This window comes from Parapedobacter indicus (assembly GCF_900113765.1).
Lineage (GTDB): Bacteria > Bacteroidota > Bacteroidia > Sphingobacteriales > Sphingobacteriaceae > Parapedobacter > Parapedobacter indicus.
The window spans coordinates 737,428-763,513 of sequence record NZ_FOQO01000001.1 but is presented as its reverse complement, the minus strand read 5'-3'; the positions used below and the strand labels follow the sequence as shown (position 1 = coordinate 763,513).

The following is a 26,086-nucleotide window of genomic DNA, read 5'->3' as shown; positions in this document are numbered from 1 at the left end:
TTATTCGATGTTTAAAGGTTTATCCGATTGTTCTCTAAGGCTGTCCAGGAATTTCAAAGGGTCAAGGTATCTCCCTTTGAATTTGACCGAGAAATGCAAATGCTCACCCGTAACTCTGCCCGTTGCTCCCGTAATACCGATGGGTTGCCCCACCGTTACCGTATCACCGGGCGAAACGAGTATTCGGGAAAGGTGTCCGTAAATGGTTTCCACGTCTCCGTGAAGTACCCGTACATATTTACCAAGTGCTTTATGCTTTCCGGTTGCTTTGACCCGACCGTCAAGCACATTGAATACAGGGTCGGAACGGGCGGCGAAATCGGCACCGTTATGGTGCGATGCCTTACCATTGATTGGGTGAATACGATACCCGAACGGTGATGTAACCTTTAGCTTGTCCAATGGCGGACTGTAATCGATAACCTGTCCATAAAGCATAAAGGGTACAAGTAGCAACCACCCGAAAACAAGGCTTGGGATAGTTAATATGTTCCGCTGATCGGCAGAACGTTCTGTTTTCTTCATGATATTTTAGTTTCGGTTGGAGTGGGAATCTGGGGTGTGTCCTGTGTCGGCATTAACTGCTCGACCATCTCCTGTACTTCTCTGTTGATACGGAAAAAATTGGACAGTAGGATTTCTTCTTTTCGATCTCCGAAGTCGTAATAGGTCGGCAGTTCGCGATAATTCGCTTCTTCCTTTTTTATGGCTTCCATGTCCAGATTGACACGGCAGTTAACCGCCGTAGTCTCGTATTTTCCCGTATAGGTTTCCATCGTATCACGGGCAACGATACCAACGATTTCACCCGCTTTTAACGATGCTATCTTTCCGGCAGGAATCAACGGTTCGAGCTTTTCGTTCAAGGAAAGCGAGGTTCTTGTACGGTCGATGCTTAGGCTTTCACCCGTTTGCTTCACCTTACCAAAAAGACGTTCCAGCCACTCCAAAGTTTCCTTGCTCCTGACCGCACCGGACAGCACATTACCCATAATGGACGTGATGGTTTCCGCTGTTTCTTTGCCGTACTGTTGGCGTAACATAGGCAACTCTTGAAGCCCCAAAACGACCCCAGATAAATTGGATCGGGCCTGTGCCACCAATATGTCCACTCGGTGAATATATAAGCTGGGGGCCTCATCCACCACTAAACCTATGGGCAGGTTACCCTTTGTATTGATAAGTTTGGTAACCCGATTAAGCACCACTGACAAACAGGTGGAATTAATGCTTTGCGTGCTTGGGTCGTTGGCGAGCACCAAGATACCGGGGTGCTTGGGGTTACTGATCTGGAGCTCGAAATCATCCGCACCGAAAACCCAAAACGTTTCTTTGGTGGCCATTCGGCTAATAAAGATTTTGAGGGTACCCACTTGCCCCTCCAACTGATCGAATGCTTTTGCCTTGTAGGCAGACATGAACGGCGATAAAAGGGAAGCGAGCTCTTGGTTACTGAACAGCGCCGTAAAAATCTGTTCATACGAAAGATTAAGAAAGGCAAGTACATGGGGCAGGCTGGAATAACGCCCATCTTCGTACCTACTGAAAAAGAAGATACAGGCGGCAAGGAAATTGACGGCGGACTGCGTAAAGAATTGGTCACTACCACCGCTTTTGTCTCCCTTTTTCAAGGCCTCAACAAGTGCTTCGGCCGTTTCCGAAGCATCGGCAAGTGTGTTTAGGTAAGCCCGCTTCATCGGGTTTACCCGTCTGCTCTTTGCGGGATCGTTGAGATTGATAACATGGAATTTGTAATCTCTGCAACGACCGCCCTGTTTGGCAAGCAGATAGTGATAATAGGCCACCTTGCCGAGATCGGGGTATTTCAGATCGTATAGGCACATCGTGAACGAATTGGCCAGCATTTGGCGGATGATCGGCATGATGATCCCGAACGACTTCCCACTTCCCGGAACCCCGCAAATGAGACACCCCCTAAATATGTTTTCAAGCGGTATATACCCTTTACGGACTTTCCCTCTGTAATAGAACAAGGTCGGGATGTTGATCGAGTACGGTGTTATAACGGGTTCAGTCGGCTGCATAAAGGATTCTTCCTCAATGTTCCAACGATCCTTTCCCAAATTGGAGCTGATGATCTTGGACACGTTATCCATTGCAACGTGTACCAAAACGGCGCCCGCAAAAGCACTCGTGACATAGGCAAGGTCACACCAATTCACTTGCCCCCATATCGGAGCCGCCCCACGCCCTTGTAACCACAAGCCCGAAAAAAGAATGAGCACCCCCAATACCAAAGGGTAACCGATCTGGCTCTTGGGATTGAGGTCTTTTTTCTTTCGGCTTAACGTTCCGACGGAGACCAAACAGATCAGTACAAGCGTAAAAAGTTTGCTGTTTATCAATTCGGCATAGAACGGCACCCTCGAAAGCCTCTCCGCAAAGAGTAGCAGACTGTTATTTGCTACCCCTGTCAAGAGGAATCTATCTACATAGAAAAACAAAAAGACTTCGAGGACAACGGATAGGTATATGCCAAATTGCAGGGAACGGTAAAGCCCCTGTTGCTCTTTGGTTTCTTCCATAAGTGTTTGTCTTTAAAGGTTGGAAGTCTTCCGCCAATTGGCGGAGGTCTTCCATGATAATTGATTTTCAAAGGTTGGGTAAAGCCGATTTAAAAGGTGTCGGCTTTCAGAATATCTCCGTACTTTATCTTTAGGTTGACCGTCCGGCCTGAAATCTGTTTTTCGGTGAGTGTTACCCGAAGTACCTTACTGCCGGGAAAGGTGGCCTTTTTCAGTACGAATATATTGCGGTGTCTTTTCTTAAACTCCGTCAATGGTTGGTATTGCCACAGGGGTTTGATTTCCACGGTCTGCACGTTCGTTGCTTTGGTGATCTTCTTGTCCTCAATGAAAAACCGGAGTTCATCTACATTGTAAGAAAGGTTCGATGTGTTGGTAAACGACACGTCAAGGAAAATATAATCACCTATCGTACTGATGCCGTTCAATGCGATACCCACACCGTAATCCCTCGTGCTTCGTACTGCACGGTGAACATTTTTTGTAAGCAGACCGAGTGCAAGGTTTTTCATCTGGCTTCGGCTCAATCCGATTTCCGATATTTCCAACGGTCGGGTGTGTTCCGGTCTGATTTCCAACATGGCCGGGATACTCGTGTCACTAATCCACAATGGGACCGTTAGGCGGTATTGCGCCACGAAGTTATCGCCGACAATGGTAATTGTTCCAAGTTCATAGTCAAGGTGTTCTGTCTGCGTGGTATCTTCATTTAATTTGATCCGCAATACATTTTCAAGGGGTAGGTCACCCGATACATGGTGCGAAGCGATGTCAACGTATTGGATGGGTTCGGGTGAAAGGATATGCACCGTATGGCCACGGTGCAGGCTTAATTCGGGAAGTGTTCCCAACCGGGTTTCCGTCGCTTGTTGACTGCGGGCGGAATATCCTACAAAACATAAAAGGAAAAGGATTAGAAAATGATGTCTCTTTTTCATGGTGAAATATTAATGGTTTTACTGTTTGTAATTCTGTTGGCTTTGGCGGAGTGCCTGCGGATCGATAAGGTACACCATCGTATTGTATTTCAGTTTGGCCCTGTTCTTCCGTATATGCTTTGATACGGCGGTCGTTGTGGATTGGAACATCCGCTGAATGGCGCTCATGACCAGTTGGCTATTGTTTTCCGCTTGCTGTTGCAGGGTAATTCCCTGCGTGGTGTTACCGCCGAGCTCTCGGCTAAACTCCCTGAATGCCGAAGCGGGCACGTACAGTCCGGGGGAACCGTCATTGTCGTACACTTCCAGCCGGACGGGCAGTATGTTGTTTCCGTGCATGATGGACGTGATGGTGAGCAGCACACGCTGTCCTGAAAAGCCTGAAATCCTTGCAAAGACGTGGCTGCCTTTCTTGACCACGTGCGGGCCGACCAATAGGTCATCCATGAGTCGGATACGTAAACGTGAATCGGCATATCCTGTCATGTTTTCGTCGATAATGGCCTGTATGAAAGTGTTGTCACTTTCGGCGCGAATGGTGTTGAACGCCCCTTGATTTGTAGCGTATTTGGAGACAGATAAGAGGGGTTGGTTTTCGAGTTCCCGTTTCGCTTCTTCCATGCGTTCACGTTCCCTGCGGGCTGCCTGTTCGTCGGGATCGTTCGCCCTTGCCATACTGTCCGCATAGGCCATCTGCATACGGAAAAGTTCCATTGGGTCGGTTTTCTCCGGTTCTTCCCTTATCGGTTCGGGTCTTCGCTGTAATGAGGAAAGGGCCTGTTGCAAGGCGCTGTCGTCGTCATCCTCCGAATCTCCATTGCCCGAAAATGGTCGTTGGTTTTTGAGTGCCCGCTCGATGGAATCAAGTCTGTGCTTTTCTTCTTCGTTGTACATTTCATCGAAACGGAATTGTTCGGCTCTTTCATCCTGTAACTGGCCTATTGCCGTATAGCCGTCTCCTCGGCGGTACTGTTCACGGTAGGCAGCAAGTTTGTCGGATAGCGCGCGGTTCTTCACGTCCTCCGATACTTCGGCAATCTGTCCCTGTAAGGGATCGCCCTCTTGCCGGGGTGCTTCCTCCTTTGCAAAACCTGTCTGGTAGACATAAAAAAACAGGCATAGAAAGGGCAGCACTATGAGGGGCAGCACATAGCGTGGTTGTCTGAAATTGATTTTCATATTGTTGAATTGTATTAAGGTGAATTGTGGGGTTTGTTGGCTTCGGACAATCGCTTTTCGAGTATCTGCATCCTGTCGATGGCGTTTTCCATCAGCAGGCTATCGGAGCTGTCTAAACTGTCTTTGTCAATCAGTCCATCAAGGACGGTACGGATTTCCAACAACTCCTTTAAGGTCGAAACGGTGGTGACGATACCGCCCATTCCATCCGTTAAGGGTTGTTGTACGAAAAGATTTGTACTGTCTTTCTTGGGTGTTTCCTTTGGGAGAAAAAGAAAACATCCAACGGAAACGAGAATACTTAGGACCATTGCTATAAATACTGTACGCGGCCGGATTTCAAGGAAATGTTTGGCACGGTGTGTACCTCCATCGATGTACTTGCCAAACTCCCTGTAAAAAGCTGTCCATACCGATGTGTCTGGCGGACGGTTAGAAGTTATTTTTTTGAACATAGGATATATCTTTGTTTTCGAGTGTTTTCCATCGGGTTATCAGTACACCGTGACCGTTGTTCTCCGTACGCATTTCGAGGTCCCGTAAATAGCCCTCGGTGACCAGCGAGCGTATTACGGTAGAGCTGCGCCGATCTATGGTCTGTTTGCCATAAAACTTAAAGTATTTCTTTACCGGATCGACGTGGATGGAGTCCGTCTGGATGGTGAGTACGGAGCTGGACGATAGCACGGAGTTAAAAAAGCCTTTTTCCCGCAGGTTGTTGTACTGCAATGCACCGGATTCATCGATCAGGTACATGGCTTTTTTCATTTGGTATTCGATGAATTTATCATCAGGTGCAAGGGTGAAAAACAGCGAATGGAATAGGTTGATATGTGTACGGTACTCGACGGGTCTGTTCACCTCCACGTCTGTCTGCCGTGCGGACATGGGTACATTGTTGGCATCGAGTATATACACCGATTTACGTGCATTGCCGACCTGTTTGTAGGCAAAAAAAGATACCGCCACTACCATGAGCAGGGCGGCGGTCAGACTTGCTCCCGCAATAAAGGTGGCAAGCCTGATCTTGGCTTCGATATTTTTTATTATCATGAAAACAGATGCTTAAAAGGTTCTAAAATTTGGCGATCATCCTCCTTGCCATGCGGGTCGCATTGGTTGCGCCACGCCCCATTGTGCTTGCGGCCGAGGTGATACCGCTTGTCGATACGATCCATGTGCTGATGCTCGGTACCGTGAGCATAGTCAGCCCTCCGATCAGGAACGTCACGATGACGATGCCGAAACTCAAAAGTCCATTACCAGCAAATACAGCCATCTTCTCCATCGTATCGCCTGTGCTGTCAACGAGTTGCTGATACCTTGTGATCTCGGCCTCCATTGCATACTGTTGGAACAGGCTGGCTATGTGCATGACCAGATAGGCAATTCCCGAATACAGGTTTACGCTAATAAACCGGGCGATCCATGTACCAAAGGAATCTCTAAAGGCAGGCAGGATTGATACGGCGACACTAAACGGGCCTAATATGATAAGGATGGTCGAATAGATGATCTGGATAATGAATATGATATAAACGCAGATACGCAATATCCAAACAGCCAACGTTTCTAAGGTATAGGTTGCCAATAGCTGTAATCCGACCTGCATACGGTTTTTAAGTTCGACTATTGGATTCCATACAGAAGCAAAACCCTCTTTTACCGTTGAGGTGACCGCATCCCATGCCTGACCGTACCACGTATCCGCTTCTTTTTCGGCGATCTCGGTTTCGGCCTGTATCGTCGTCAGTTGGTCTGCAACCTCCATCATGAGTTTTGCACGTTGCAGGCGTAAATTGTTCACCTCGATCTGTCCGCTGTCGAAAAGGCTTTCCGTTTTGGCGGCCACGATGTCGGTGGGATATGCAAGTACGCGGGTAAACGTACCCCACCAGATAATGACCATCACGAGCCCAAACGGCCGTAACAAAGGCATGACTTCCATTTTCTTGTCGCCCGCCATCATTTCGTATGATTTAATGGCAAAGAATATGAGCATAAAGATGGCAGCGAGGGCCTGCGCATCGGTTATGAACGTGTCGAAGTGCGTCCATACCGTGTTTTTCATGCCTTTGAGAAAGTACATTACACCCTCTTCGTAGACACCGTTCCCCTGCAAAAAGTTGAACGTTTCCTTAAAGGAATCGGGCACGCTTACAGGGTTTCCTTGCAATAAAAAACGTGGCATTAGCCCCGTCATGTTGATAAAGTCCATAAAGTAATCTGATTTTGGTTATTGGGTTCTTTTTAGGATGTTCTCCGCAATTTGTACGTCGGAGCGATTGCCCGAAAACTCCGGATGGTCGGGATTGTCACTACGTAGGCGGTCACGGTTCTTGGCCAATGAAAGGAATTTGGCGGCATAGTTCTTTTTGGCTTCCCATGCGGACAGTAGTTTCCTGTGTTCTCCAAGCAAACGATGGTAGGCCATTATTCGGCTGCCTCGGTCGAGTGTAGTCGTCCGGGCAGCTTCCAGCCGTTCTTTCAGTTCCGCACGTTCTTCGCTGTACCATTCCAATAGACCTTTGTTCCGCAGATAATCCCTGACATCCGGTGAAAGTCCGGCGAGCGGATCAGTGTCTGTACCGCCCGTCAAGTTTCCAAATTCTTTACGGTAATATAGAAGCCATAAGGGGTCGGCATCTGCTACCAGACCGGAATAATTGAGGGCTTCGGTTACCGCAACTTTTCGGATGGTGTCCGTATGCTTTTTATAGGCTTCGTCCGTTTGTTGCATGGCCAGTACCATACCCATCCTTAGAGTTTGCGGGCCTGTACCGCTCAACGGTCGGCGGTCGGTCTTGGGGTAGTTGGGGTGCCACGCCCAGGTGAGCCAGTAATTGGGGTTTAGACCGAGAAAGCCACTTGTCGGCGTAAACTTCTTGCGATCCCATTGCTTGTGAACCATGCGTTCCTGTTGGTGTACGATATGTTTGTCGGTCTGTCGCTTCACGTTCTGCGCCATTGTTCCCATAATGGAGAACAGGCACAACAGTAGCGTTGTGATATATTTCGTTTTCATATTCAGTCTTTAAGTAGATAATAGTTCCGTATGATCTCGTCCACTTTGCGCTTGTCCATATTGATAAAGTTTCGGTATGGGTTCGCCGTTTTCAGTACGCCGTTGATCTTCGCCCAATACATGGACCTTTCCATGCTGAACACCAACGCCCGAATTACTTTCAGTTCAAGAATGATCTTGCGCATGAGGTGGTCTCTTTTTTCGTAGTCCATCAGTACGTTCTTTCCCTCTTGGAGTACAAACTCGGAGACCTCGGCGGCAAGGTTTATTCCTCTGTCCTTTATCTGACGGGCAACGTCCTCGGCAAAGAGCAGCAGCCACGGTTCGCCTTTGGCGGTTTCCAACATTTTTGTACTGTGGGTGGCGATGTCCTGCACGAGCCTCGAAATATGGAGCGCAGAGCGGCCGGATTTCAGCGCCCGATCCACTTCGGTCAGTGATCGGTGTATCATGTTCTGCACCAGAACCACGGAAGAAAGGTTGACATTAATATCGTCTATACTTCCACGGATGTTACCGAGCATATTGTTATGGGCCTGTTCGGAAACCAACCTGACCGCACCGTTCTCGTTTACGATGGCAAGGTGCTTGGCATCATAGACTATCGTCACATAGCTTTGCCCGAAAACCGACATTGAAAGATAGATAAACAGCAGGGTTATGAGTTGCTTTTTCATGGTTTAAATTCCTCCAATTGCCTTAAAATATTATCGACTATGCGCTTGTCCTCGTTGATATAGGCCGAAAAGGGATTGAGGGAATCGAGCAGTTTTTTTCGTGTCGAATAGTACATGGTAACTGCAAGTCCACGTGATGCTCCGGCTATCTTCCGAAGCTCCTGCAGGACGTGTCCGTAAAGTATTCGCCTGTCGCTTGCTTTCATCTGGTTAAGGTCGCCGATACTGATAAAAAGTCCGGTCAGGTAGCGTGCGAGCTGCACGGCTTTTTCTGCCATATCTTTTTCTGCATCGATGGCAAGCAACATAAATTCGGGGTGTGTGGAAACGATGCCTATAATCCTTTTTTGTTGGTCTATGATCTCGGTTACGATTGGCGCGGATTCAAGCCCCATGCTAAGCCCCTGCAATGCCGTTCCCAAAACATGAAAACGGCTGTGCAGTTCTCGGTAACGGGTTTTGAGCTTTGCCGTTTCCTCACGGTTCACTTCTTCGTTGGCCGTGGTGATCGCCTGTCGGTTTCTTGCGGTGATCTGGCGGTCGTATTCATCCTTGCTGTGTTCGACCAATTGGTGGAGCAGTTCCACATTGAGCTGTGCGTTTGCTCTGGTCAGGGCGATGACCAAAAGAAACAGGGTCAGGATAAAGTATCTCATCGTTTGAGCAATCTTGAATTAAAGATAATGTCATCGGCAATCTGTTTGTCGATATTGATAAAACCAGCGTATGGGTTGAGGGAGTTAAGGATACCGCGCTGTTTCGCCCAGTACATACTCCGGTGCATCCCAAAGGCTACGCCCCGCAAGATGGTCAGTTCCGTACGTATCCGGTTGAGCAGTTTCGCCCGCTCGCCCGAATCCATCAGGTTGTCCTTTCCTCCCTTTAGTATAAAGGCGCTGACCTCGGCAGACAGGTTGGTCGCCCGTGTCTTAAATTCCCGTGCGCCCGCTTCGGCGAACAGCAGGAGTACCGGATTTCCCCTTGCGATGTTCATTGCCTTTTCTACGTCGTTAACGATGTCAAGGGAAATGCTGGCAATGTCCTTTACCGTCAGCAGGGAACGGACAACGCCGGATACCTCGCTCAATCCCTTGTAGATCTTGTCCTGTAGATCGTTCACGATCAGGAGCTGGCCGGTTACGGCGAGCTGTCCACGTTGGATAAGCGTTAGGTTGTTATTCACGCTGTTTAGCTGGCTGTTCATTACTCCGGCATGGACGCCCGTTGCGGCTGCCACAGCAGGGTCGATGTAGATCTGCCCCCTTGCATAGAAAACGGCAAAGGACAGAAGCGTTATTGCAATAAATCGTTTCATGTAAAATCAGGTTTAAAGTATTCTCTTGGTGTTTCAATGGGGGCGTTTGTCTGGTTTACCCGTCGTACAAACGTGTCCAGAGCAAGTCCGCTACTTTGCAGATCGGACACAAATGCTTCCAGTCCCGATTGATAGTTCCCATAGTGGTTTACATAGATTTCCACGGCACTTTTTTCGGGTTTCTCCGTGGTAAATGCGAGGTATTGGTAAATGCTCACTTCTACACCGAATACCTCACCCATTGACCCACGCCGGATGTAGACCTCCTTAAATCGGGAGCGACCAACGGTATTGTCCAGTTTTCCGATCGTGAATATTTTCTTCCGTTCCGTTTCCGTGATGGCAAGGAGCTTGGCAATGTCGCCATAGTTCTCTATAAACTTACTTTGGTCAAGGAGACACACGGTATCGGAATTGTTTAGGATACTGTCCTTTACCACGGCATTGCCGATTATATCCCCCAATTCCTGTGTGACCACGACCGCTTCGCCCCAAAACTTCCGTACCGTCTTGTATAGGTACAGGATATAGGAGCCCATCAATGGCGAAGCTATTGCTTTCCATGCTTCCTCGATAATCAGCGCTTTCCGTTGGTCTTTTCGATGGCGCATCTTTTGGATGAACACGTCCATAATGACCAACGTAACAATGGGGAACAAAATCTTATTTTCCTTGACCGCATCGATTTCAAAGACAATGAATCTTTCCGAAAACAGGGATGAATCGGCGGCCTCGTTCAATATGGCATCAAATTCCCCTCCACGGTAGAATTTTTTCAGCACATAGCGAAACTCGTCGAGGTCGAACGGTATCCTTTCCTCGCTCTTGATCTGGGGTATCTTGTGCAGGGCAAAGTCGTAGAACGAATTAAAGTCGAGCTGGTCGGTACCGTTCTGTTTCTCGCCGAAATAATCAGCGTAATAGGCTGAAATAACATTGGAAATTACATCACGTTCTACGGGTGATATCGTTCCGTCCGCACCTTTCCACAATAGGCAGACCAATGTGGCCAAAAAATCTTTTTTCTCGATATTGTATTCATCCTCGCCGATGGCAAAGGGGTTCATGGTGATCGGCTTGGTATCTGACCAAGTGATGTACCTCCCCCCGAAGTAGGCGCATAGACCGGAATAGGAATGTCCTGTATCAACGATGACCACATCCATATTGTACAGCATATATTGCTGTACGAGGGCATTCATAAAGAAACTTTTGCCCGAACCGGACGGCCCCAATACAAACTTGTTCCGGTTATTGATACGGTTAGTTCGCATCGGCAGGTCGGCCGGATCGATACCGACGGGGATGCCCTGTCTATCCGTGAACCGGATCAGAAAATCCGATTTTTCGTCTCTCGGCAGTGCTTCCCGAAAAAAGAAGCAAAGGGCGGCATCTGCGGTCGTCAGGAACCAGTCGTATTTTTTCAGTTCCACACCATTGCCCGGCAAGGCACAGCGGAACAGTTCCAGCTGGTTGTAGGCATTCCGCGAGGGAATGATCCCTTGCTGGAAAAGGGCGGCTTCGATAAAGTTGACCGTTTTATCGATCCTGTCCGTATCGGCACATACGATCATAGAATAATGGGCGTTCACCAGCAACTGGTTTTCACGGGCTACGTCCACCAATAAAAGGTCGATGTCCTCCACGCACATGATGTTGGCCGGATCGGGTACGCTCGAATGTCTTTTTCGCTTTACTTCAAGTTTGCCCAATGTGACCTGTTGGCCGGGTATCTCCATTAACTGGTTATAGACAATGGTACGATAACCGGGAACATGGTGCATGAAAAACATATTGTCCACCGGGAAACCACGCATACCGCTTGTCTCGGTTCTTGAAGTAAATGCCCCGACCTTTTCGGGCAGGTCTACGGAATCCGTATTGACCAAGCTAATACAGCGAACGGTCTGTTCTCCTATCTGCAACTCGCGGTCTCCGCAACGGAGATTGTTCAATGTGATATGGGGCTGTTCAAACTCCATTCCGAGCACCCTGTTCATAAAGCGGTTTATTTCGGCTTCGGTCAGGTAGGCAGGCGAAAGCCCCGCACCTACGAGCAGGTCGAACACTTTGGCCATGTTCTGTCCAAAGTTTACAAGTACCCGCTTGTCGTATGTATAGAAAGCCCCTCTTTTGATCTGGCGGGTGATGGTCAGGTAGGTTCTGATCTCGGTGTACTCCCGTCCGTCGAAGTGGTCCTGGTATTTCTGTTGCAAAAATTCAGATGCTGGTTCGGCTCTGTATTTTCGCCGGATGAACACATCCTGTTTTTGGATGATATGCCCCTCGCCAAGTATTTTGACGACACCCAACAACACCTGTTGGAATGCGGTATAGGCTTCGGGATCGGCACCATACTGTAGGACGGGATTGGTAAGCCGCATGATGACCGAAAAATCACCGCGGCTACCGTACAGCATGGCCATCCCCTGATAATGGTCGATACCCACATAGGGCATTTCAAAAGTTGACTTTTTCTCTGACTTCATAACGAATTGATAAGTGGATGGGATGTATGAACACTCCGCGATGACGGGTTTTGTCGTGCAGGCCGTTACCCTGTTTCATGAATGTGTAGGCAAGTCCGGCACCCATCAGGGCAAGGGTGGCAAAGCCGCCCAAGAACAGGTTGGTCAGTGCGCCGACAAGTCCACCGAGGGCCAGACCACCGATAAGGGAGCCTATGCCCCAATAGATAAACTTGCCCTTGAAACCGCGGTAAATAAGGGGCTTTTGCAGCCCCTTATAGATCGGATAACGCTCTTGTGTCATACGCCGAAAAACGCTTTGATGACCACCGACACGAGCACCAAGAAAAGGCAGGAACCGCCCCACGACATCAGTTCTTTGTTGATGTCCTGATCTCCGCTGTTCCACTTGATGTAAACCCGTATTCCCCCAATGAGCCCAACGACCGCGCCGATGGCCAGAATGAGTGTCGAAATAGGGTCTACGTAGCTGGTCAGCGATGACGTGGCGGCATCGATACCCACGGTACCACCTTGCGCAAATGTTGATTGAACCGCGGAAAGGCAAAGCGCGGCCATTGCAAACAGTTTTTTGGTTTTTACTGTCATAGAGATAATGGATAAAAAGTGAATAAAAAATGATTGGGCTGTTAGTGTACCCCGAAAAGGGCCTTTAATGCGGCACCGACGAGCGACAGGAACAGGCAGGAAAAGAACCATCCCATGACCTGCGCATCGATGTGGTGCTTGCCGGACTGCCAATTGCTGTACACCCGCAGTCCACCGAGCAGTCCGCATACGGCACCGATGACGAGGGCAAGATCGGAGAAACTGAAATAAAAGCGGTTGACTTCTCCGCTGACCTGATAAAACTCGTCAAGGCCGGGCTGGGCGGTGGCGCAAAGGGCAAAAAAAATGACAGTAAAAGATACTGTCACAAAACGGATTGATCGCATAACGGATTTAATAAGGAATGGCTTTGGTGTACTCGACCACGTCGTTCTGTATGAGCGATACGAGTTGCTTTAGGTTGATGCCTCCCGTGGATTGCAGGGGGCCGGACGAGATAACCGCTTTTCCCTCTTTTGCCGTGGGTTCGTTTTCTCTTTTGGATGGTTCGGGAATAACCCTTTCGGGCGGCGAATCTTCATCAAATGTCAATTCGTTTCCTCCGTCGGCCGCCCGTGGAGCGCGGCGGTGGATAAACAGGTCATACAGTACGTTTAGGGCATAGTAAATGCCATAGATGGCGGTAACGCCGAGCAGGAATTGTGTCCAGTTCATAGATCAAGGGTTTTAATGTGTTCTTTGATGTATCGGGTCAGTTCGGGATGGTTTTTTAGAAATTGGTGCAGGCTGTAAGATATGATCTTGTTCATGTCGATACCTTTGGTAACTTTCAGTTGTTTGAGCAGGAAAAGCGTCTTGTCGTCCAAACGGATTAGTAGCTTTTCCCGCCCGGTCAGTTCATGGCTTAGGATATTTTCAAACAGACGTTCCAAGTTTTCCGTTTTTTTCTTTGGTGTGTCCTTTGGTGGTTCTGCCAAGGGAATTTCTTTTGCCTGTGGCGGTTTCCCTTTCCGCATGGAATCCCGAAGCTCGTCGGCAAGGCTTTTTATTCCGCTCATACTGTTTCCTCCTTAGCAATATATTGTTCATAGATCAGGTCTAAGAGCGGCAGGATAACGGGATATAATATGATCGGTGTCTGGAACGTATTTACCCGCTGGAAGTCGATGCGGTCTGGCAGACCGGGTGCGACCGTACCGAAACCGCGCAGGACATTTTCAACTTCTGTCCGGGTTTCGTACTTGACGGTGTTCTTGATACGGTTGGGTACGAAAATCAGCGGCGCCCGCTTGTTGATCCGGCCGATGACCATTGCAAACAGCAATGTGGAATCGACGGAAAATTCGTCAAAGGCAAACGGACAGATTACCGCATCGGCGGCGGCAAATATGGGGATCAGCCCATCGTCGTCCATCTTGCCGGGCAGGTCGATCAGTACGATCTCGTTCCGTGATTTCCCTAATTTCCGCTGCATTGCCGGAAAATGGCTGAGGTCGGCGGGTACGATTTCGTACAGCGGTTCATTTTCCAGAATCTTTGCTTTCTCGGCTTTGGCGGAAAGTGATTGCTGATAGTCCATATCGAGCACCGTAACCCGCCGTTCTTGTTGTTGGGTCAGGTAGTTGGCGAGCAGTAGGGTGAGAGTACTTTTTCCCGCTCCGCCCTTTTGGTTTCCTATTAATATGAGCATAGTTTATCTGATTTAATGGTCTGTTGATGGGGGTCATCGGGTATTTGTCCGGCTCTTGCGTTTCCGTCTACGTCCGTGGACGGCCTCATCGTCAATGTCGTGGGCAATATCGATCTGGATATTCGGGATCCAATGCTCCGATGTTTCCTGCGCATGATCGGTATAGGCAGCCATTTCTTCGGATACCGATTTCCGTTCTCTTTCTGTTGGTTCCGGTCTGTCTGCTTTGGCCGATATTTCGGGGCTGTCTTCGGATGATCTGATAAATTCTGCCAACGGCATGAGGTCTTTGCCTTTATATACCATTTTCCTCGAATGGTCAATGACGGTATAACCGTATGGCGGCTTTCCGTCCTTGCCGTGGAATATGATCTGCACGCCGAATTTTCCCGATAGCATCTGCGCCATTGCCGACGTATAGCCGGATGGTGCGGACGGCCTGTTACCGGGAAGTGGGGCCGGAACATGGACGATTGCCGGATCGTACTGGCTACGGTACTTGGCAAAGACGGCTCGGAGCTGTGCCAACCGATCGATGTCTTTGTCAAAAGTGCTGATTTTGGCATCCACCTGTTCCAAAGAGACCGTGCCTTGTCTTTTGCCGTAACGGCTGATCTGATATACTCCATCGGACAGTTTAAGCGAATACCCCCGTGCTTCAAGGAGCATCATAAATTGGGCGCGTGTGGAGAAACCATAGCTCAATGCTTTTTCGATATTCTTGTCGATCTCCTGTTTTTCATCCACGCCGACGATACGGTTCAATACCTCGTAGGCACGGATTTTCTCGAAGCTGTCGTTTATTTTCTTGCCGTCTCGGTCTACCCGTGTGGAAACGATATGGATATGGTTGTTTGCGGTATCTTTATGGAATACCAAGAGGTAGGGTTGTTCACCGTAGCCCATTCCTTTCAGCCATTGTTCGGCGATGGCTGTAAGTTCTTGCTTGCTATGGGAACGTCCTTTGCAGGAAATGACGGCGTGGAGCTGTGGGTATTTCGTCCGTTTACTGGCTGCGGATTGGGCTTCCAGATAAATGACATAATCCTTTGGGCGGAGATTTTGCAGGGCCTGCAATGTACCGAAATTTGCTGTTTTCATCAGTTCGCCCTTATCCTTGTCCACTTTGTTCGTGTTATAACGAACGCCTTTGAACGTGGCGGACGGTTTCAATATTTTGACGATCATGTCTGCCCCCTCATAAGTCTGATGAGCCGTCGAACGGACTGTTCCAGCTTCCGTTGCAACCTGATGTATTCGGTCAGCAATGGGGCAAGGTCACGCATAATAGCGGAGTGCAACATTCCCTGTTGTTGCAGGGAATTGGCGTGTTTCGCCAGTTGGTTGATATTGTTGCCGGACCGCCCGATCTGTGTGCCGATACCGTCCAACAGTTTCATGATCTCGGTGGTATTGACCAGCATCTTTTTGGAGTGTTGGAGCACACGGATACGCACGATGTCCGCACGGCTTAGGCCAAGCGCTTTTTCAAGTTCAAGAAACTGCGCCCGTTCCGCTTCGCTCAACCGGAGTTCAAAGCGTCGGGTACGCTGTTCGCTTGGTAGAGGTTTTCTGTTTTGTTTGCTTTTCTTCATGTGGCTTAGGGGTTTGGGGTAACGGCTTGTATTGCCTTGAATATTTCAAGGGCGACCTGCGGAACGATGGCATTGCCGTAGGCTTTTATGCTTTCGGCCCGCCACGTAGGAAAGGTAATTCCGTCCAGTCTTTCGGAAAGCCCATCATCTCGGCCACAAAACGGGGGTTCACTTGGCCATCCCGTCCATAGGGGAATGCCGTTCCATCGATCTGATCCGCTGTCGGCAGCACTTTCAGCAAACGCTTCTGTATTTCGTTGGGCATCATCTCGGCTATTTCCTCGGTCGGTGTCCAAAGGGAGATCAGCGCATGGTACACCAAAAAATCCGTCAAGGACACTTGACCGCCATTGCCCCGTTCGTTCTTCCTGTCCTTTAGCCGTCGCCTGTCCTGTGCCTGTTCCATCGTTGTTTTTATATTGCTTATCTCGGTGGCGGTCGGCGTGGGCAACAAACCAAACCCGATCCCGTTGGTGTGGAGCGCCAACGGCAGCAGCCGGAATACACAGAACGATTGGTGTGCCGTCTTCAAGTGTGGGGAGTACATATCCTGCTGATCCGATTTCTGAAATGATGTTTCCGATAACCCGTCGTTGTAATCGGATGATGGTACTTGTTGCAGGCTGTTTGTCGTCCTCACAAAAAAGCTCAACCGCTTTGGTTTCCATTTCAGAAAGACTATCGGGTTCGAGAATGGTGAACAGTCCAGTAACGTTTTCAAGAACGATCCAATCCGGCCTTGCTTCCTTAATAATTCGGATAGTCTCCGGGAAGAGGTAACGGTCATCTTTCGCCCCCTTTCTCCGTCCGGCCTGACTGAACGGCTGGCAGGGAAACCCTCCGCTGATGATGTCGATATGTCCTCGATAGTGAGTTGCCCGAAAATCGTAGATGTCTTCATAGTGTGTTGTATTGGGCCAATAGTGTTTGAGAATGGTTCGGCAGAACGGGTCTTTCTCGCACGAGAAAACGTTTCGCCAACCCATCCATGAAGCGGCAATGTCAAAACCGCCGATGCCACTGAATAGGCTGCCGTGTCTTAGCATGGTAATGGTTTTAATGGTTTATGGATGTTCGTCGCCCTGCGGCGGTTATGGTTCGCTTTGCAGGAGAAAAAGGGAGTTGCGACCTTTTTCCTACCCTGGTACGGCCATTCCCCAGTGGGGTGTGGCTGTTCCGGGGCAAGTTGGTTTTTGTGGGTACTGCCGAGGTACGAGCGCTGTACGTACAAAAACACAACTTGCACAATACGAAACAAAAAAGTGGGGTTATACCGCAAAGGGCAAAAAAGTGGGTTAGGGGGCGTGTTTTTGGTACATAGGTTCGGGGATGGCCGATTGATAACCCACGTTTCGATCGGTCATATATCCATACATACAGCTATCGGTGTGGATGTCTGTTCGGATAACTGTATATCTGTATGCGTAACAATGTGGATAGCTATATATGTGGATATGTGCCTATATGGATAGACTGATATGTATCTATACATATATCCGTATGGCTATCTATTTGGATGTGTGTATATCGGGATATATGAATATCTGTATGTACTGCTATCTGTATAGCTGTCTATCGAAATATCGGGATATACAAATACCCGTATACGTGTATATATGGTTATCCGATTATCGGTATATACCTATATACAGTTATCTATATATCGGAATAACTGATTTCGTCCCCTCCGAAAGTCAACGTCTGGGGCCTGCCCGTTGGTGCTGTATTTCATGCTCGTTTAGGACTGCCTTTAGCATATCGTTATAATCCTTGTACGCCCCATAAACACCGGAACGGTCTTTGGCTTGTGGTACGGCTTCGATCAGCCTTTGAGTACAGTTGCGGCCGGGATCGTCGTTGTCGAAATAGACGTCCACGGTTGGTATGCCCTTGACCCGCTCGATGGCATTCTTCAATTGGACAATGGAGTTTAGGACAATGGCGGTAGGTGCAGGATCGGGGCGGTTCACTTTGAGCCAACTTAGGTAGTCCATATAGCCCTCGAAGAGAACGGCATGGCTTGGATTGCCGGGTATCACAGATATTCCCTTTTTGCCGATACTGCTCTTGAAACCTTTGGCATTGGTAAACTCCCAATTGCCTTGATCGTTCTGCCAGCCAACGGCATAAAAGGTACTTTTATTTTCGTTGTCAAGACGGTTTCTGTAATAGATTTCTTGCAGGTGTCCGTGTGCAACGTCCAATATCCCACGTTCTTCGAGGTATTTGGTCAGGACAAAGTTTCGGCCGATTGGCTGTGTTCGGACAAGTTCAAAGGTATAGCTTCTATGTTCCTGTTCCGCTGGTAGTTTGACAGGTTTGTAGGCCGGTATCATGGAGACCTGCATATCGCAGATTTCCTTTATCTTGTTTAGCACCTCGATAAAGGAGTGCTGGGGCCAATAGGCAAGGCCGAGCTGGACGATACTACCACCCTGTATGCCCGTCGAGTTCGGGCCACCTCGGTCGACCCATTTTCCACCCTCGTCCCATACCGTCAGGGATGGGGTGTCTTGCTTGGTTTCCCGTAGCATACTGTGGTAAAAAAGTTCCTTACCCGATTTGCGTACCGGATGGTGACCGAGCCGGGCCAGGAAGTCCGAAATTGGGATTTCCCGCAGATCGTCCACGTTTACATATTTTGACATAAGCAGAGATTTGGGTTATCAAAGGGGTATTACTTCTGTGTGCGGCAGTTCGTTCTTGAACATTTCCGCAAGGGATTGGTAATCGCCTCCTGTTTCATCGGTGTACAGCAGCACTCTTTGAAAATGGTGCGCACGTTTCAGCGATGCGGATATGAAATCGGGATGGTTCAATATCAGTACCGATGCGTAATGCAGATATTTGTCGCTCCGCCTTTTCAGATAGTCCACATATTCGGGGAATATGGCAAGCGCGGTTTCACTTGCCGGAATAAAGGTCATTCCTCTTGTGCCGATACAGCCCGTATAATTTTGGGCTCGTACTTCCCAACCTCCGTTTTCGTTCTGCCAACCAGCGGCACAGAAGTCTTTGCGATTGCCCTTTTGGTCGGTAGTATAATAATGGACTTCTTTGATGTTCAGATCGGCGAGTTCCCAAAGGCCGCTTTCCATGAGAAAATCCGTGATCTCTCTATTGTACCCCAATGAGCCGGTACGTTCGATCTGATAATGGGGTATCTTGGTCGCTTTGCGCTTGCGTAGTGGTCTATCTTTTTTAGTTATTTGAATTTGTATGTTACGCAATCTTTCTTCGATCTGGTCGGGCGACAGATCAGGCCAATAGGTACGGGCAAAATCCATGAGGTTGCCACCTTTGCCAAGCAGGCCAAGTGAGCTGTCAAACCAAGTATTCAATCGGTTATTGACCGTTAGGACTATTTTGTTGTTGGTTCGGTTTCTTAATACGCTTGCGTACTGAAATTCATCGCCACCCGTCGATACGGGTTCATGCCCCAATGCTTTGAGCAGGGCGGCGATGGTCAAAGGCTCATCGTGCGGTGTGTTGCTTTTGTAAGATGTCATGAGAAAAATGTTTTTGATGTGGTGGATAGTTTTTACAGATAGCGCATGGCTTCACGGGATTTGCTCACGGCTTCGATCTCCATGCGGTCGATGCGCCAAGCTGCGGAGTGGTTGCCGTCTTTGCGCGGCGTGATCAGACCGAGACCAATCCAATGCTCTACATTTTTTCGTCCATACCGCTTGAACGCTTCTGATTTTTTGAGGTACGGCCTGATGTGTCCGGTCTTGGAAAGGGCAAGTTTTGCTCCCATTTCGGCTGCATAGGAAAGCAGTGTCTGCAATTGCAGCGGTGTCAATAGTATGTGCATAGTTTCTCTGGGGTTTGATGGTTTACGGATAAAGGGAATAGGGTTTTCCCACGATGGAACCGGCAACGGGCAACGAACCCGAAATGATCCGCTCTTGTAGGCCGGTCGGTCTATCTGTCCGTTACGGGCAGATAGGTAATGCGGTTGCTTGAACCCGAAACGGTTTCAAGTTCCGATCTGTCAAGGAAAGTCTTGGAGCTGTCATCTGTATGTGTCGAGATCAGCCCTTCCCGTAACCATCTGTCAATATTGCTTCGGCCGTAAAGGCGGTAAGCCGTGGCTTTGGTCAGTTTTTCGAGAATAGGTTGTTCTTTTTTTATGGCATTACCAGCTCCCTCTTGGACTGCATTTTTTAACAGTGTCGCCAGTTCCTTGCTCGAAAGGTTGTTTGTCCGTGTTGGCATAATTTTATGGTACTGGTTTCTGAATGGCCGTTTGTAAAATAAGAGGGGGCATCATACCCCCTCCGTATATTATATTTCTTGGTCAATGAAGGTCTTTCATTTCGCTGTAAAGTCAATAACGTATCGCTACGGAGCGGACCGCTCTATATATTTCACTCGGGAATACTCACGTGGGTACATACATACCCGCCGAAACCGGCTGCCTATGGTTCATCGGAGCGGTACCCCCTGCATACAAGTATGCGGTGATAATACTGCCCTGACTGCACAATAATTTCCGGTTCTTCACCGGAAATGCTTCTTCCCCCAATGTCAAAGAACGTGTCCTTACTTGGGTCAAAATTGGCAAGCGGGCAGACGGAGCTTTCCCAATATGGGGACATTGGTATCGATTTTTTTGGTGAGGATTTTTTGCGTTTTGTAAGGGATTTTAGGTAGGTTTTGGGGTTGGGATTGGTGGATTGTCTGCGAATTAGGAGATAAATAGCGTATTCTTTCCGCTGTATGGATTTTATGGGGTTTTCGGGAATGGTATGGGTCAAACCCTTTCACAAGATGGGTATATTGGTAAGGTTATTTTTTTTTTGGATATAACGGATATTCGGTTGATCGCTCAATTTTTTGAGCGTCTTTTATGGGGTTTGTATTTCAAGGATTCTTCGATATGTACTTGAATGGCACCGCGCATCTCATCGAGATATTTGGTGTGGCTGATGGTCTTGCGCCGGGTTATATCGACAAACATACGGTAAGCCTGTGCCAAATCTTCGCTAAAACTTTCTTCCAGCCATGCGATTATATCTGAAATATCGGCCTTTCCTCCATTGACACGTCGTGTAAAATAGATACCGTAACCAAATTCCACCAGCTCCATTTTGGTGCCTGACCACCATCGTTTGCGGCCTTGCATCATCTCTTTTAGTAGTACATTATTGGGTTCTTGGTATAACAACCGGATTCGTCCTATCAAAAAGTCTCGGAGCATCTCGTATGCCCGGAACATACCGAAAAGATGATCGAGGTCGGTAGAAAATTCGGGGTCGTCAGGCAGGAGCTCCCGCCCTGGGGGAAATAACGAACTGTTACGGCGAAGAAAAAATTGTTTGTCTTTGCTGTGCTCGTCCGTAACGTAGTATTGGTAATGAAAAGCATGCAAACGAAAGAAACGGTTCACTACGCTTATTTCTTCCATATAATAATCCCTTACCGTTTGGTCGGTACCGACTGGAACCGAGGACAGGATCTTGTGCAATTCCACTACATAGGTTTGCCATGCGCAGAAACGGGGTTTGGTATATTTGAAAAAATTGATTTCGTCCGTTTCCTCCTCGAATGGGTGGCGTCTAATGCGCTCCCTTAATTCGTTGATCGTGTCGGCAATACAGGAAAGTGATTCATTTAGGTTCTGTACGGATTCTCTGATCGATCCATTGATATACCCCAATTGCTCCAACATACCGGAATAAAGATTTTCGATTGACGCCTCTTTCATAACCACGAAGTTTATAATTCCACATAGTGCTATCCATCTAAAAGTTTATATGGTAATACCAAAGTAGGGTGAAACAAAGGCGGTTGCAAGGACGGATTATCCGTTCCTTTTCCGTCCCCGTGGGTGTTTGTTTATTTTTAATCCGAATTAGGAGCAGAGATTAAGGCTTGGGTTGTGTAGGCTAATACTCTCTGATCCTCTGTATGATTCGTTCCAACGTTTCGATGGCGATCTGTCGGTCTCTTTCTTCGGGGTTATACGCTTTGCTTCTCATTGCTTCATGAGAAATATCCTCTTTATAGGGGGTGGATAGATGCGGTGCCATGGTTCTGAAAACCTCGGTAAGTGATTTGGCGTGGATAATCCTTAAGTCATCCGTTGCCCGCAGTATCAAAGCCATTTGATCGGTAGAAAGTACACAGAGGATTTTTTGTATTGTTTTCGTTCCGTTCCTTGATGTTGTTGCTGTACTGCCTTGCAATGGTATCACGGTTAATCTCAACTTCTTTTCCAGATAAACTATCTCCTGCGAAAACCAGTTGTTGATTACCGTGTCTAAATCCCGATATTTGGGATTTAGCTTCGTGTCTGGTTTGCGGTGCAATTGGTTATAAGCCTTATAAAAGTACAATAGCTTATCCATTCTTTCTACGGTGTGTTCATAACAATTGACTTCATTTGCAAGACGGTCGGTAAGTATGTTCATGAATTTTTTGCTGTTGAAATTCATGTATATCAGCAATTGTTCCAATTGGGAAAAATCCTCTCGATTACTGCGTATCCAGTCGATTTCTTCCAATCCGTTTATAAGTTCCCTTAGGTATAATACAACTCTAAACGTTAATTCATAAGGGTACGTGGATGCTGTCACAAAATGCGTTAACTTTTTAATGAGCAGTTTCACAACAGGGTCGTGCGATATACACTTCTGTAATCTATCTGTCTTAACTTTAAATTCATGTTTGGTAACCTCAAGATAGGTGACAGGTACCCTTTCATCAAGACTGATGTATTTTGAAAATCGTGTTTCTAAAAATGAGAGCAGTTCATCAATATTTGTAAGAAGTGATTTATTCAAATCTTGTATTAATTTGATTTCTGATGTTATTTGTTCTTGGTTCCTAATAGTCTGGTCAAGCAAGGCAATTAGAGAAGCATGGTATTGTTTTATGAGCAGGTCTATTTCGTTCTCTTTATTAATTGAAAACACTTGACCTTTTATAAACGACTGCAAACACAAGATTTCTTCCCTCAAACGGCTTTCGATATGGTCTGCCTGTTCTTGGGTTATGACAGAGACATCCGTATTAGAGGGATTGAGCGTAACTGTTATTAATAAATCCAACCATTCTAATGGGTATTTTTTATATTCCATATAGATATTAAATTTGAGGAATATATCATTCCACACTATTCTTTTAATATAAATTTACTTCCTCCATAACTATATCTATTTTCTAACGATGATGATGGTGCCGGTGTTGAGGCTGTATTTTACCTGTAAAGTGAAGATAAATATGTCGGACAGTAACAATAATTACCAATATCAACACCGCAGTCAGGAAAATTGCCATAATCCAATTGAGTATTCGATGATGCAATCTTTGTACTTTTTTAACAGGCTTTTTTGAGCTAAAATTATACCGATTGGGGTCATATTTTTTCTTACGTTTTTTGCGGTTCTTCTTCTAAGCCCATAAATTGAAATCTTTTAAAATTTCATTCGCTGTATTCTTACTGCATTTAATATAGCCAATAACGCTACACCTACATCTGCAAAAACAGCTTCCCACATCGTCGCCAGTCCTCCAGCTCCGAGAACAAGTACAATCGCTTTTACACCGAATGCCAATCCGATATTTTGCCAAACAATCTTTTTGGTCTGCTTACCGATATTTATAGCCATTGGTATTTTGCTGGGCTTATCGTCTTGTATCACCACGTCTGCTGTTTCAATGGTGGCATCGCTTCCCAATCCGCCCATTGCGATACCCACATCGCTCAACGCCACAACAGGGGCATCGTTCACACCGTCGCCCACAAAGGCAACACTTTCGCCTTTGGCTTTGATTTCCTTAACCCGATTTACTTTATCTTCGGGCAATAGGTCGCCAAAGGCGTTGTCTATGCCCAACTGCTCTGCCACATATTTTACAACGGTGCTTTTATCTCCGCTAAGCATAGTTGCTTTAATATTGAGCTTGTGCAATAGGTCAATAGTTTGCTGTGCATCTTCTTTTATGCTGTCTGCAATCGTGATATAACCGACAAATTTGTTATCGTAGGCTACAGCAATAGTCGTATATACAATGCTGTTCGGGTCTAAATCGTACTGTATGCCGAACTTGTTCATCAGTTTGAAATTGCCGACCAATAAATCTTTACCGTTTACGGTTGATTTCAGTCCGTGCCCAGCGATTTCCTCGGTATTTTCCAAACGGATTGTATTATCGGGCTTGCCAACGTATTCGTGAATGGCAGTCGCTACGGGGTGAGTACTGTGGCTTTCCAATATATTGACCATTTGCAACATTTCATCTTTGTTGAATGCCGGGTCAAATACAACCTCCTGTACTTTGAAAACGCCCTCCGTCATCGTTCCCGTCTTGTCCATCACGACGTTTTGGATATTGGAAAGAGCATCTAAGAAGTTACTGCCTTTAAATAAAATACCGTTCCGTGAAGCGGCTCCGATACCCCCGAAATATCCTAAAGGGATGCTTATGACCAATGCACATGGACAGGAAATGACCAAGAATACCAACGCCCTGTACAGCCATTCTTTAAATAGATAGTCAGATACGAAAAAGTATGGCAACAGGCAAATGGCTATCGCTAAAAACACCACAATAGGTGTATAGATTTTGGCAAACTTGCGGATAAAAAGCTCCGTTGGTGCTTTCTGCGAAGTGGCATTCTGTACCAATTCCAAAATCTTGCTCAGCTTACTATCGGTGTATGCTGTGGTAACCTTGACCTGCGATACGGTATTCAAGTTTATCATCCCTGCTAAGACGACCTCACCTTTGTTTTTGGTGTCGGGTTTGCTCTCACCTGTTAAAGCCGAGGTATTGAACGATGATGTTTCGGACAATAGTTCTCCATCCAATCCCAATTTCTCCCCTGGCTTTAGCTGTATGATTTCCCCGATCTCTACGGTCTCTGCCTTTACGGTGTGCGGTTCGTTGTTTCTCAACACCGTTACTTCATCGGGTCTTTGGTCGAGCAATGATTTAATATTTGCTTTGGCTCTTGACACAGCCATTGTCTGGAATACTTCGCCTATCGAATAGAACAGCATAACGGCGACACCCTCGGGATATTCGCCAATGGCAAATGCACCGATAGTGGCAATTCCCATAAGGAAAAACTCGGAGAAAACCTCGCCTTTACCAATGCTTTGTACGGCTTCTCTGATAACAGGAAAACCGACAGGAGCATAAGCCATCACGTACCAAACAATCCTTACCCAATCGGTAAACCACGTTTGCGGAAACCAATTATCCATTGCGATACCTGCAAGCAACAGTACAAGGGAAATTAGGGCAGGCAGAAACATTTTGAAAACGTTGTCCGTACCTCCCGAATGTGAATGGTCGTGTCCGTCATCATCGCTGTGTTCTTCGTGCTTATGCTTTTTGGTACTGCAACATTCATCGTCCTGTATCAAGTGTTTTGCACCTGCTTTGGTGTATATTTTTTCTTCCTGTGTGCAACATAGCTGTTTGCCCTGTGCATCGTATTTGTGTTGATGTTCCATTTCTGTTTTGTTTAAATGTTAGCATCTGTCCGACCACTTCTTATTCTCTCCACATTGTTGTTCATGATATGCCGAACGATGTTCTTGGGAGAAAGTCTGTACCAAGTTCTTTTAGATAGTTTTCCATGATGCTTCTGTCTATGTATTACAAAGTTAAATAAGGAGAGCGTGCAATGCTATTGCAAACCCTCTTTTAAGCAATTCTCGCAAATGCCTTTACCGAACAACTTTATTTCGTCGATTCTGTAATCCCTCGTTTCACTTTGAGGGATTACAAAATCTTCTTTACAGGTCGTGTGCTTGCAAATCTTACAGTAGAAATGCAAGTGCCAATCTTTATGGGTCTTTTCATCACACCCGTCGTCGCATAGGATATACTTTGTCGTTGTATTCTCCTGTATGCTATGCACAATGCCTTTTTCTTCAAAAGTCTTCAAAGTCCGATAAATAGTGACCCTATCGGCTTTGTAAAAATGGCTTTCGATTTCTGACAGGGACATTGCCACTTGCTGTTGCTCCAAGAAGTCGTACACCAATATCCGCATACTTGTCGGATTGGTGTTTTTTTGCAACAATTTTTGTTCAATGTTCTTTTTCATGGCAAATAGAT

At 47.2% G+C, this 26,086-nt stretch carries 30 protein-coding genes; all 30 read right to left on the bottom strand.

Features of this window, described 5'->3' with window-relative positions:
* The 30 genes from BMZ56_RS03130 to BMZ56_RS02980 all read right to left on the bottom strand — a co-directional run bounded on the left by BMZ56_RS03130 (position 1) and on the right by BMZ56_RS02980 (position 26,075).
* Positions 1–525 (bottom strand): M23 family metallopeptidase, encoded by a 525-nt coding sequence (locus BMZ56_RS03130; RefSeq protein WP_090624086.1) that lies wholly within the window; start codon positions 523–525, stop codon positions 1–3.
* Complete coding sequence (locus BMZ56_RS03125) at positions 522–2,546, bottom strand: type IV secretory system conjugative DNA transfer family protein (RefSeq protein WP_090624083.1); 2,025 nt, start codon at positions 2,544–2,546, stop codon at positions 522–524. Before BMZ56_RS03125 ends, BMZ56_RS03130 begins: the two co-directional genes overlap by 4 nt.
* Before the next feature lie 89 nt (positions 2,547–2,635).
* Positions 2,636–3,484 carry a conjugative transposon protein TraN gene (gene traN, locus BMZ56_RS03120; RefSeq protein WP_090624080.1) on the bottom strand — a complete coding sequence of 283 codons (849 nt, stop codon included), beginning with the start codon at positions 3,482–3,484 and terminating at the stop codon, positions 2,636–2,638.
* A gap of 18 nt (positions 3,485–3,502) precedes the next feature.
* On the bottom strand, positions 3,503–4,663 hold the full coding sequence (gene traM, locus BMZ56_RS03115; protein WP_090624077.1) for a conjugative transposon protein TraM: 1,161 nt from the start codon (positions 4,661–4,663) through the stop codon (positions 3,503–3,505).
* A gap of 14 nt (positions 4,664–4,677) precedes the next feature.
* Positions 4,678–5,118 (bottom strand): hypothetical protein, encoded by a 441-nt coding sequence (locus BMZ56_RS03110; RefSeq protein WP_090624075.1) that lies wholly within the window; start codon positions 5,116–5,118, stop codon positions 4,678–4,680.
* Positions 5,096–5,716, bottom strand: a complete 621-nt coding sequence (gene traK / locus BMZ56_RS03105) for a conjugative transposon protein TraK (protein ID WP_090624072.1) — start codon at positions 5,714–5,716, stop codon at positions 5,096–5,098. Before traK ends, BMZ56_RS03110 begins: the two co-directional genes overlap by 23 nt.
* Positions 5,717–5,738: 22 nt before the next feature.
* A complete protein-coding gene (locus BMZ56_RS03100; protein WP_245893047.1) occupies positions 5,739–6,881 on the bottom strand; it encodes a TraJ family protein in 1,143 nt (380 codons plus the stop codon).
* Between the two features lie 18 nt (positions 6,882–6,899).
* Entirely contained in the window at positions 6,900–7,688 is a 789-nt protein-coding gene (locus BMZ56_RS03095) for a hypothetical protein (protein ID WP_090624069.1), read from the bottom strand.
* 2 nt (positions 7,689–7,690) lie between these two features.
* Complete coding sequence (locus BMZ56_RS03090; protein ID WP_090624067.1) at positions 7,691–8,365, bottom strand: hypothetical protein; 675 nt, start codon at positions 8,363–8,365, stop codon at positions 7,691–7,693.
* Positions 8,362–9,021: a hypothetical protein gene (locus BMZ56_RS03085; RefSeq protein WP_090624064.1), complete on the bottom strand. Its 660-nt coding sequence runs from the start codon at positions 9,019–9,021 to the stop codon at positions 8,362–8,364. The genes BMZ56_RS03090 and BMZ56_RS03085 overlap by 4 nt, the downstream gene beginning before the upstream one ends.
* Positions 9,018–9,680: a hypothetical protein gene (locus tag BMZ56_RS03080; RefSeq protein WP_090624062.1), complete on the bottom strand. Its 663-nt coding sequence runs from the start codon at positions 9,678–9,680 to the stop codon at positions 9,018–9,020. Before BMZ56_RS03080 ends, BMZ56_RS03085 begins: the two co-directional genes overlap by 4 nt.
* Positions 9,677–12,169 (bottom strand): TraG family conjugative transposon ATPase, encoded by a 2,493-nt coding sequence (locus BMZ56_RS03075; RefSeq protein WP_090624059.1) that lies wholly within the window; start codon positions 12,167–12,169, stop codon positions 9,677–9,679. Before BMZ56_RS03075 ends, BMZ56_RS03080 begins: the two co-directional genes overlap by 4 nt.
* Positions 12,141–12,452, bottom strand: a complete 312-nt coding sequence (locus BMZ56_RS03070; protein WP_090624056.1) for a DUF4133 domain-containing protein — start codon at positions 12,450–12,452, stop codon at positions 12,141–12,143. Before BMZ56_RS03070 ends, BMZ56_RS03075 begins: the two co-directional genes overlap by 29 nt.
* Positions 12,449–12,757 (bottom strand): DUF4134 domain-containing protein, encoded by a 309-nt coding sequence (locus BMZ56_RS03065; RefSeq protein ID WP_090624053.1) that lies wholly within the window; start codon positions 12,755–12,757, stop codon positions 12,449–12,451. Before BMZ56_RS03065 ends, BMZ56_RS03070 begins: the two co-directional genes overlap by 4 nt.
* A gap of 41 nt (positions 12,758–12,798) precedes the next feature.
* A complete protein-coding gene (locus tag BMZ56_RS03060) occupies positions 12,799–13,104 on the bottom strand; it encodes a DUF4134 family protein (protein ID WP_090624049.1) in 306 nt (101 codons plus the stop codon).
* Positions 13,105–13,111: 7 nt separating this feature from the next.
* Positions 13,112–13,432, bottom strand: coding sequence for a hypothetical protein (locus tag BMZ56_RS03055; protein WP_090624047.1), 321 nt, complete (start codon positions 13,430–13,432; stop codon positions 13,112–13,114).
* Positions 13,429–13,776 (bottom strand): hypothetical protein, encoded by a 348-nt coding sequence (locus BMZ56_RS03050; RefSeq protein WP_090624044.1) that lies wholly within the window; start codon positions 13,774–13,776, stop codon positions 13,429–13,431. The genes BMZ56_RS03055 and BMZ56_RS03050 overlap by 4 nt, the downstream gene beginning before the upstream one ends.
* Entirely contained in the window at positions 13,773–14,408 is a 636-nt protein-coding gene (locus BMZ56_RS03045; RefSeq protein WP_090624041.1) for a ParA family protein, read from the bottom strand. Before BMZ56_RS03045 ends, BMZ56_RS03050 begins: the two co-directional genes overlap by 4 nt.
* 33 nt (positions 14,409–14,441) lie before the next feature.
* Complete coding sequence (locus BMZ56_RS03040; RefSeq protein WP_090624038.1) at positions 14,442–15,596, bottom strand: relaxase/mobilization nuclease domain-containing protein; 1,155 nt, start codon at positions 15,594–15,596, stop codon at positions 14,442–14,444.
* Complete coding sequence (mobC, locus tag BMZ56_RS03035) at positions 15,593–16,003, bottom strand: plasmid mobilization relaxosome protein MobC (protein WP_090624035.1); 411 nt, start codon at positions 16,001–16,003, stop codon at positions 15,593–15,595. Before mobC ends, BMZ56_RS03040 begins: the two co-directional genes overlap by 4 nt.
* Positions 16,004–16,008: 5 nt before the next feature.
* Positions 16,009–17,049: a DNA cytosine methyltransferase gene (locus tag BMZ56_RS03030; protein WP_090624032.1), complete on the bottom strand. Its 1,041-nt coding sequence runs from the start codon at positions 17,047–17,049 to the stop codon at positions 16,009–16,011.
* Between the two features lie 648 nt (positions 17,050–17,697).
* The gene (locus BMZ56_RS03015; protein WP_090624025.1) at positions 17,698–18,651 is read right to left on the bottom strand and encodes a DUF8464 domain-containing protein; all 954 of its coding nucleotides are present in this window, start codon (positions 18,649–18,651) and stop codon (positions 17,698–17,700) included.
* An 18-nt stretch (positions 18,652–18,669) separates the two neighbouring features.
* A complete protein-coding gene (locus tag BMZ56_RS03010) occupies positions 18,670–19,512 on the bottom strand; it encodes a DUF8464 domain-containing protein (protein WP_090624022.1) in 843 nt (280 codons plus the stop codon).
* A 32-nt stretch (positions 19,513–19,544) separates the two neighbouring features.
* The gene (locus tag BMZ56_RS03005) at positions 19,545–19,820 is read right to left on the bottom strand and encodes a hypothetical protein (protein WP_090624019.1); all 276 of its coding nucleotides are present in this window, start codon (positions 19,818–19,820) and stop codon (positions 19,545–19,547) included.
* A 110-nt stretch (positions 19,821–19,930) separates the two neighbouring features.
* Entirely contained in the window at positions 19,931–20,224 is a 294-nt protein-coding gene (locus BMZ56_RS03000; RefSeq protein WP_090624015.1) for a hypothetical protein, read from the bottom strand.
* Between the two features lie 203 nt (positions 20,225–20,427).
* Positions 20,428–20,607, bottom strand: a complete 180-nt coding sequence (locus tag BMZ56_RS25385; protein ID WP_143072827.1) for a hypothetical protein — start codon at positions 20,605–20,607, stop codon at positions 20,428–20,430.
* Between the two features lie 230 nt (positions 20,608–20,837).
* The gene (locus BMZ56_RS02995) at positions 20,838–21,716 is read right to left on the bottom strand and encodes an RteC domain-containing protein (protein WP_090624012.1); all 879 of its coding nucleotides are present in this window, start codon (positions 21,714–21,716) and stop codon (positions 20,838–20,840) included.
* Positions 21,717–21,897: 181 nt separating this feature from the next.
* Positions 21,898–23,091 carry a hypothetical protein gene (locus tag BMZ56_RS02990; RefSeq protein WP_143072826.1) on the bottom strand — a complete coding sequence of 398 codons (1,194 nt, stop codon included), beginning with the start codon at positions 23,089–23,091 and terminating at the stop codon, positions 21,898–21,900.
* Between the two features lie 336 nt (positions 23,092–23,427).
* Entirely contained in the window at positions 23,428–25,476 is a 2,049-nt protein-coding gene (locus tag BMZ56_RS02985; RefSeq protein ID WP_090624007.1) for a heavy metal translocating P-type ATPase, read from the bottom strand.
* A gap of 176 nt (positions 25,477–25,652) precedes the next feature.
* Positions 25,653–26,075 carry a Fur family transcriptional regulator gene (locus BMZ56_RS02980; protein ID WP_090624004.1) on the bottom strand — a complete coding sequence of 141 codons (423 nt, stop codon included), beginning with the start codon at positions 26,073–26,075 and terminating at the stop codon, positions 25,653–25,655.
* Positions 26,076–26,086: the final 11 nt, after the last annotated feature.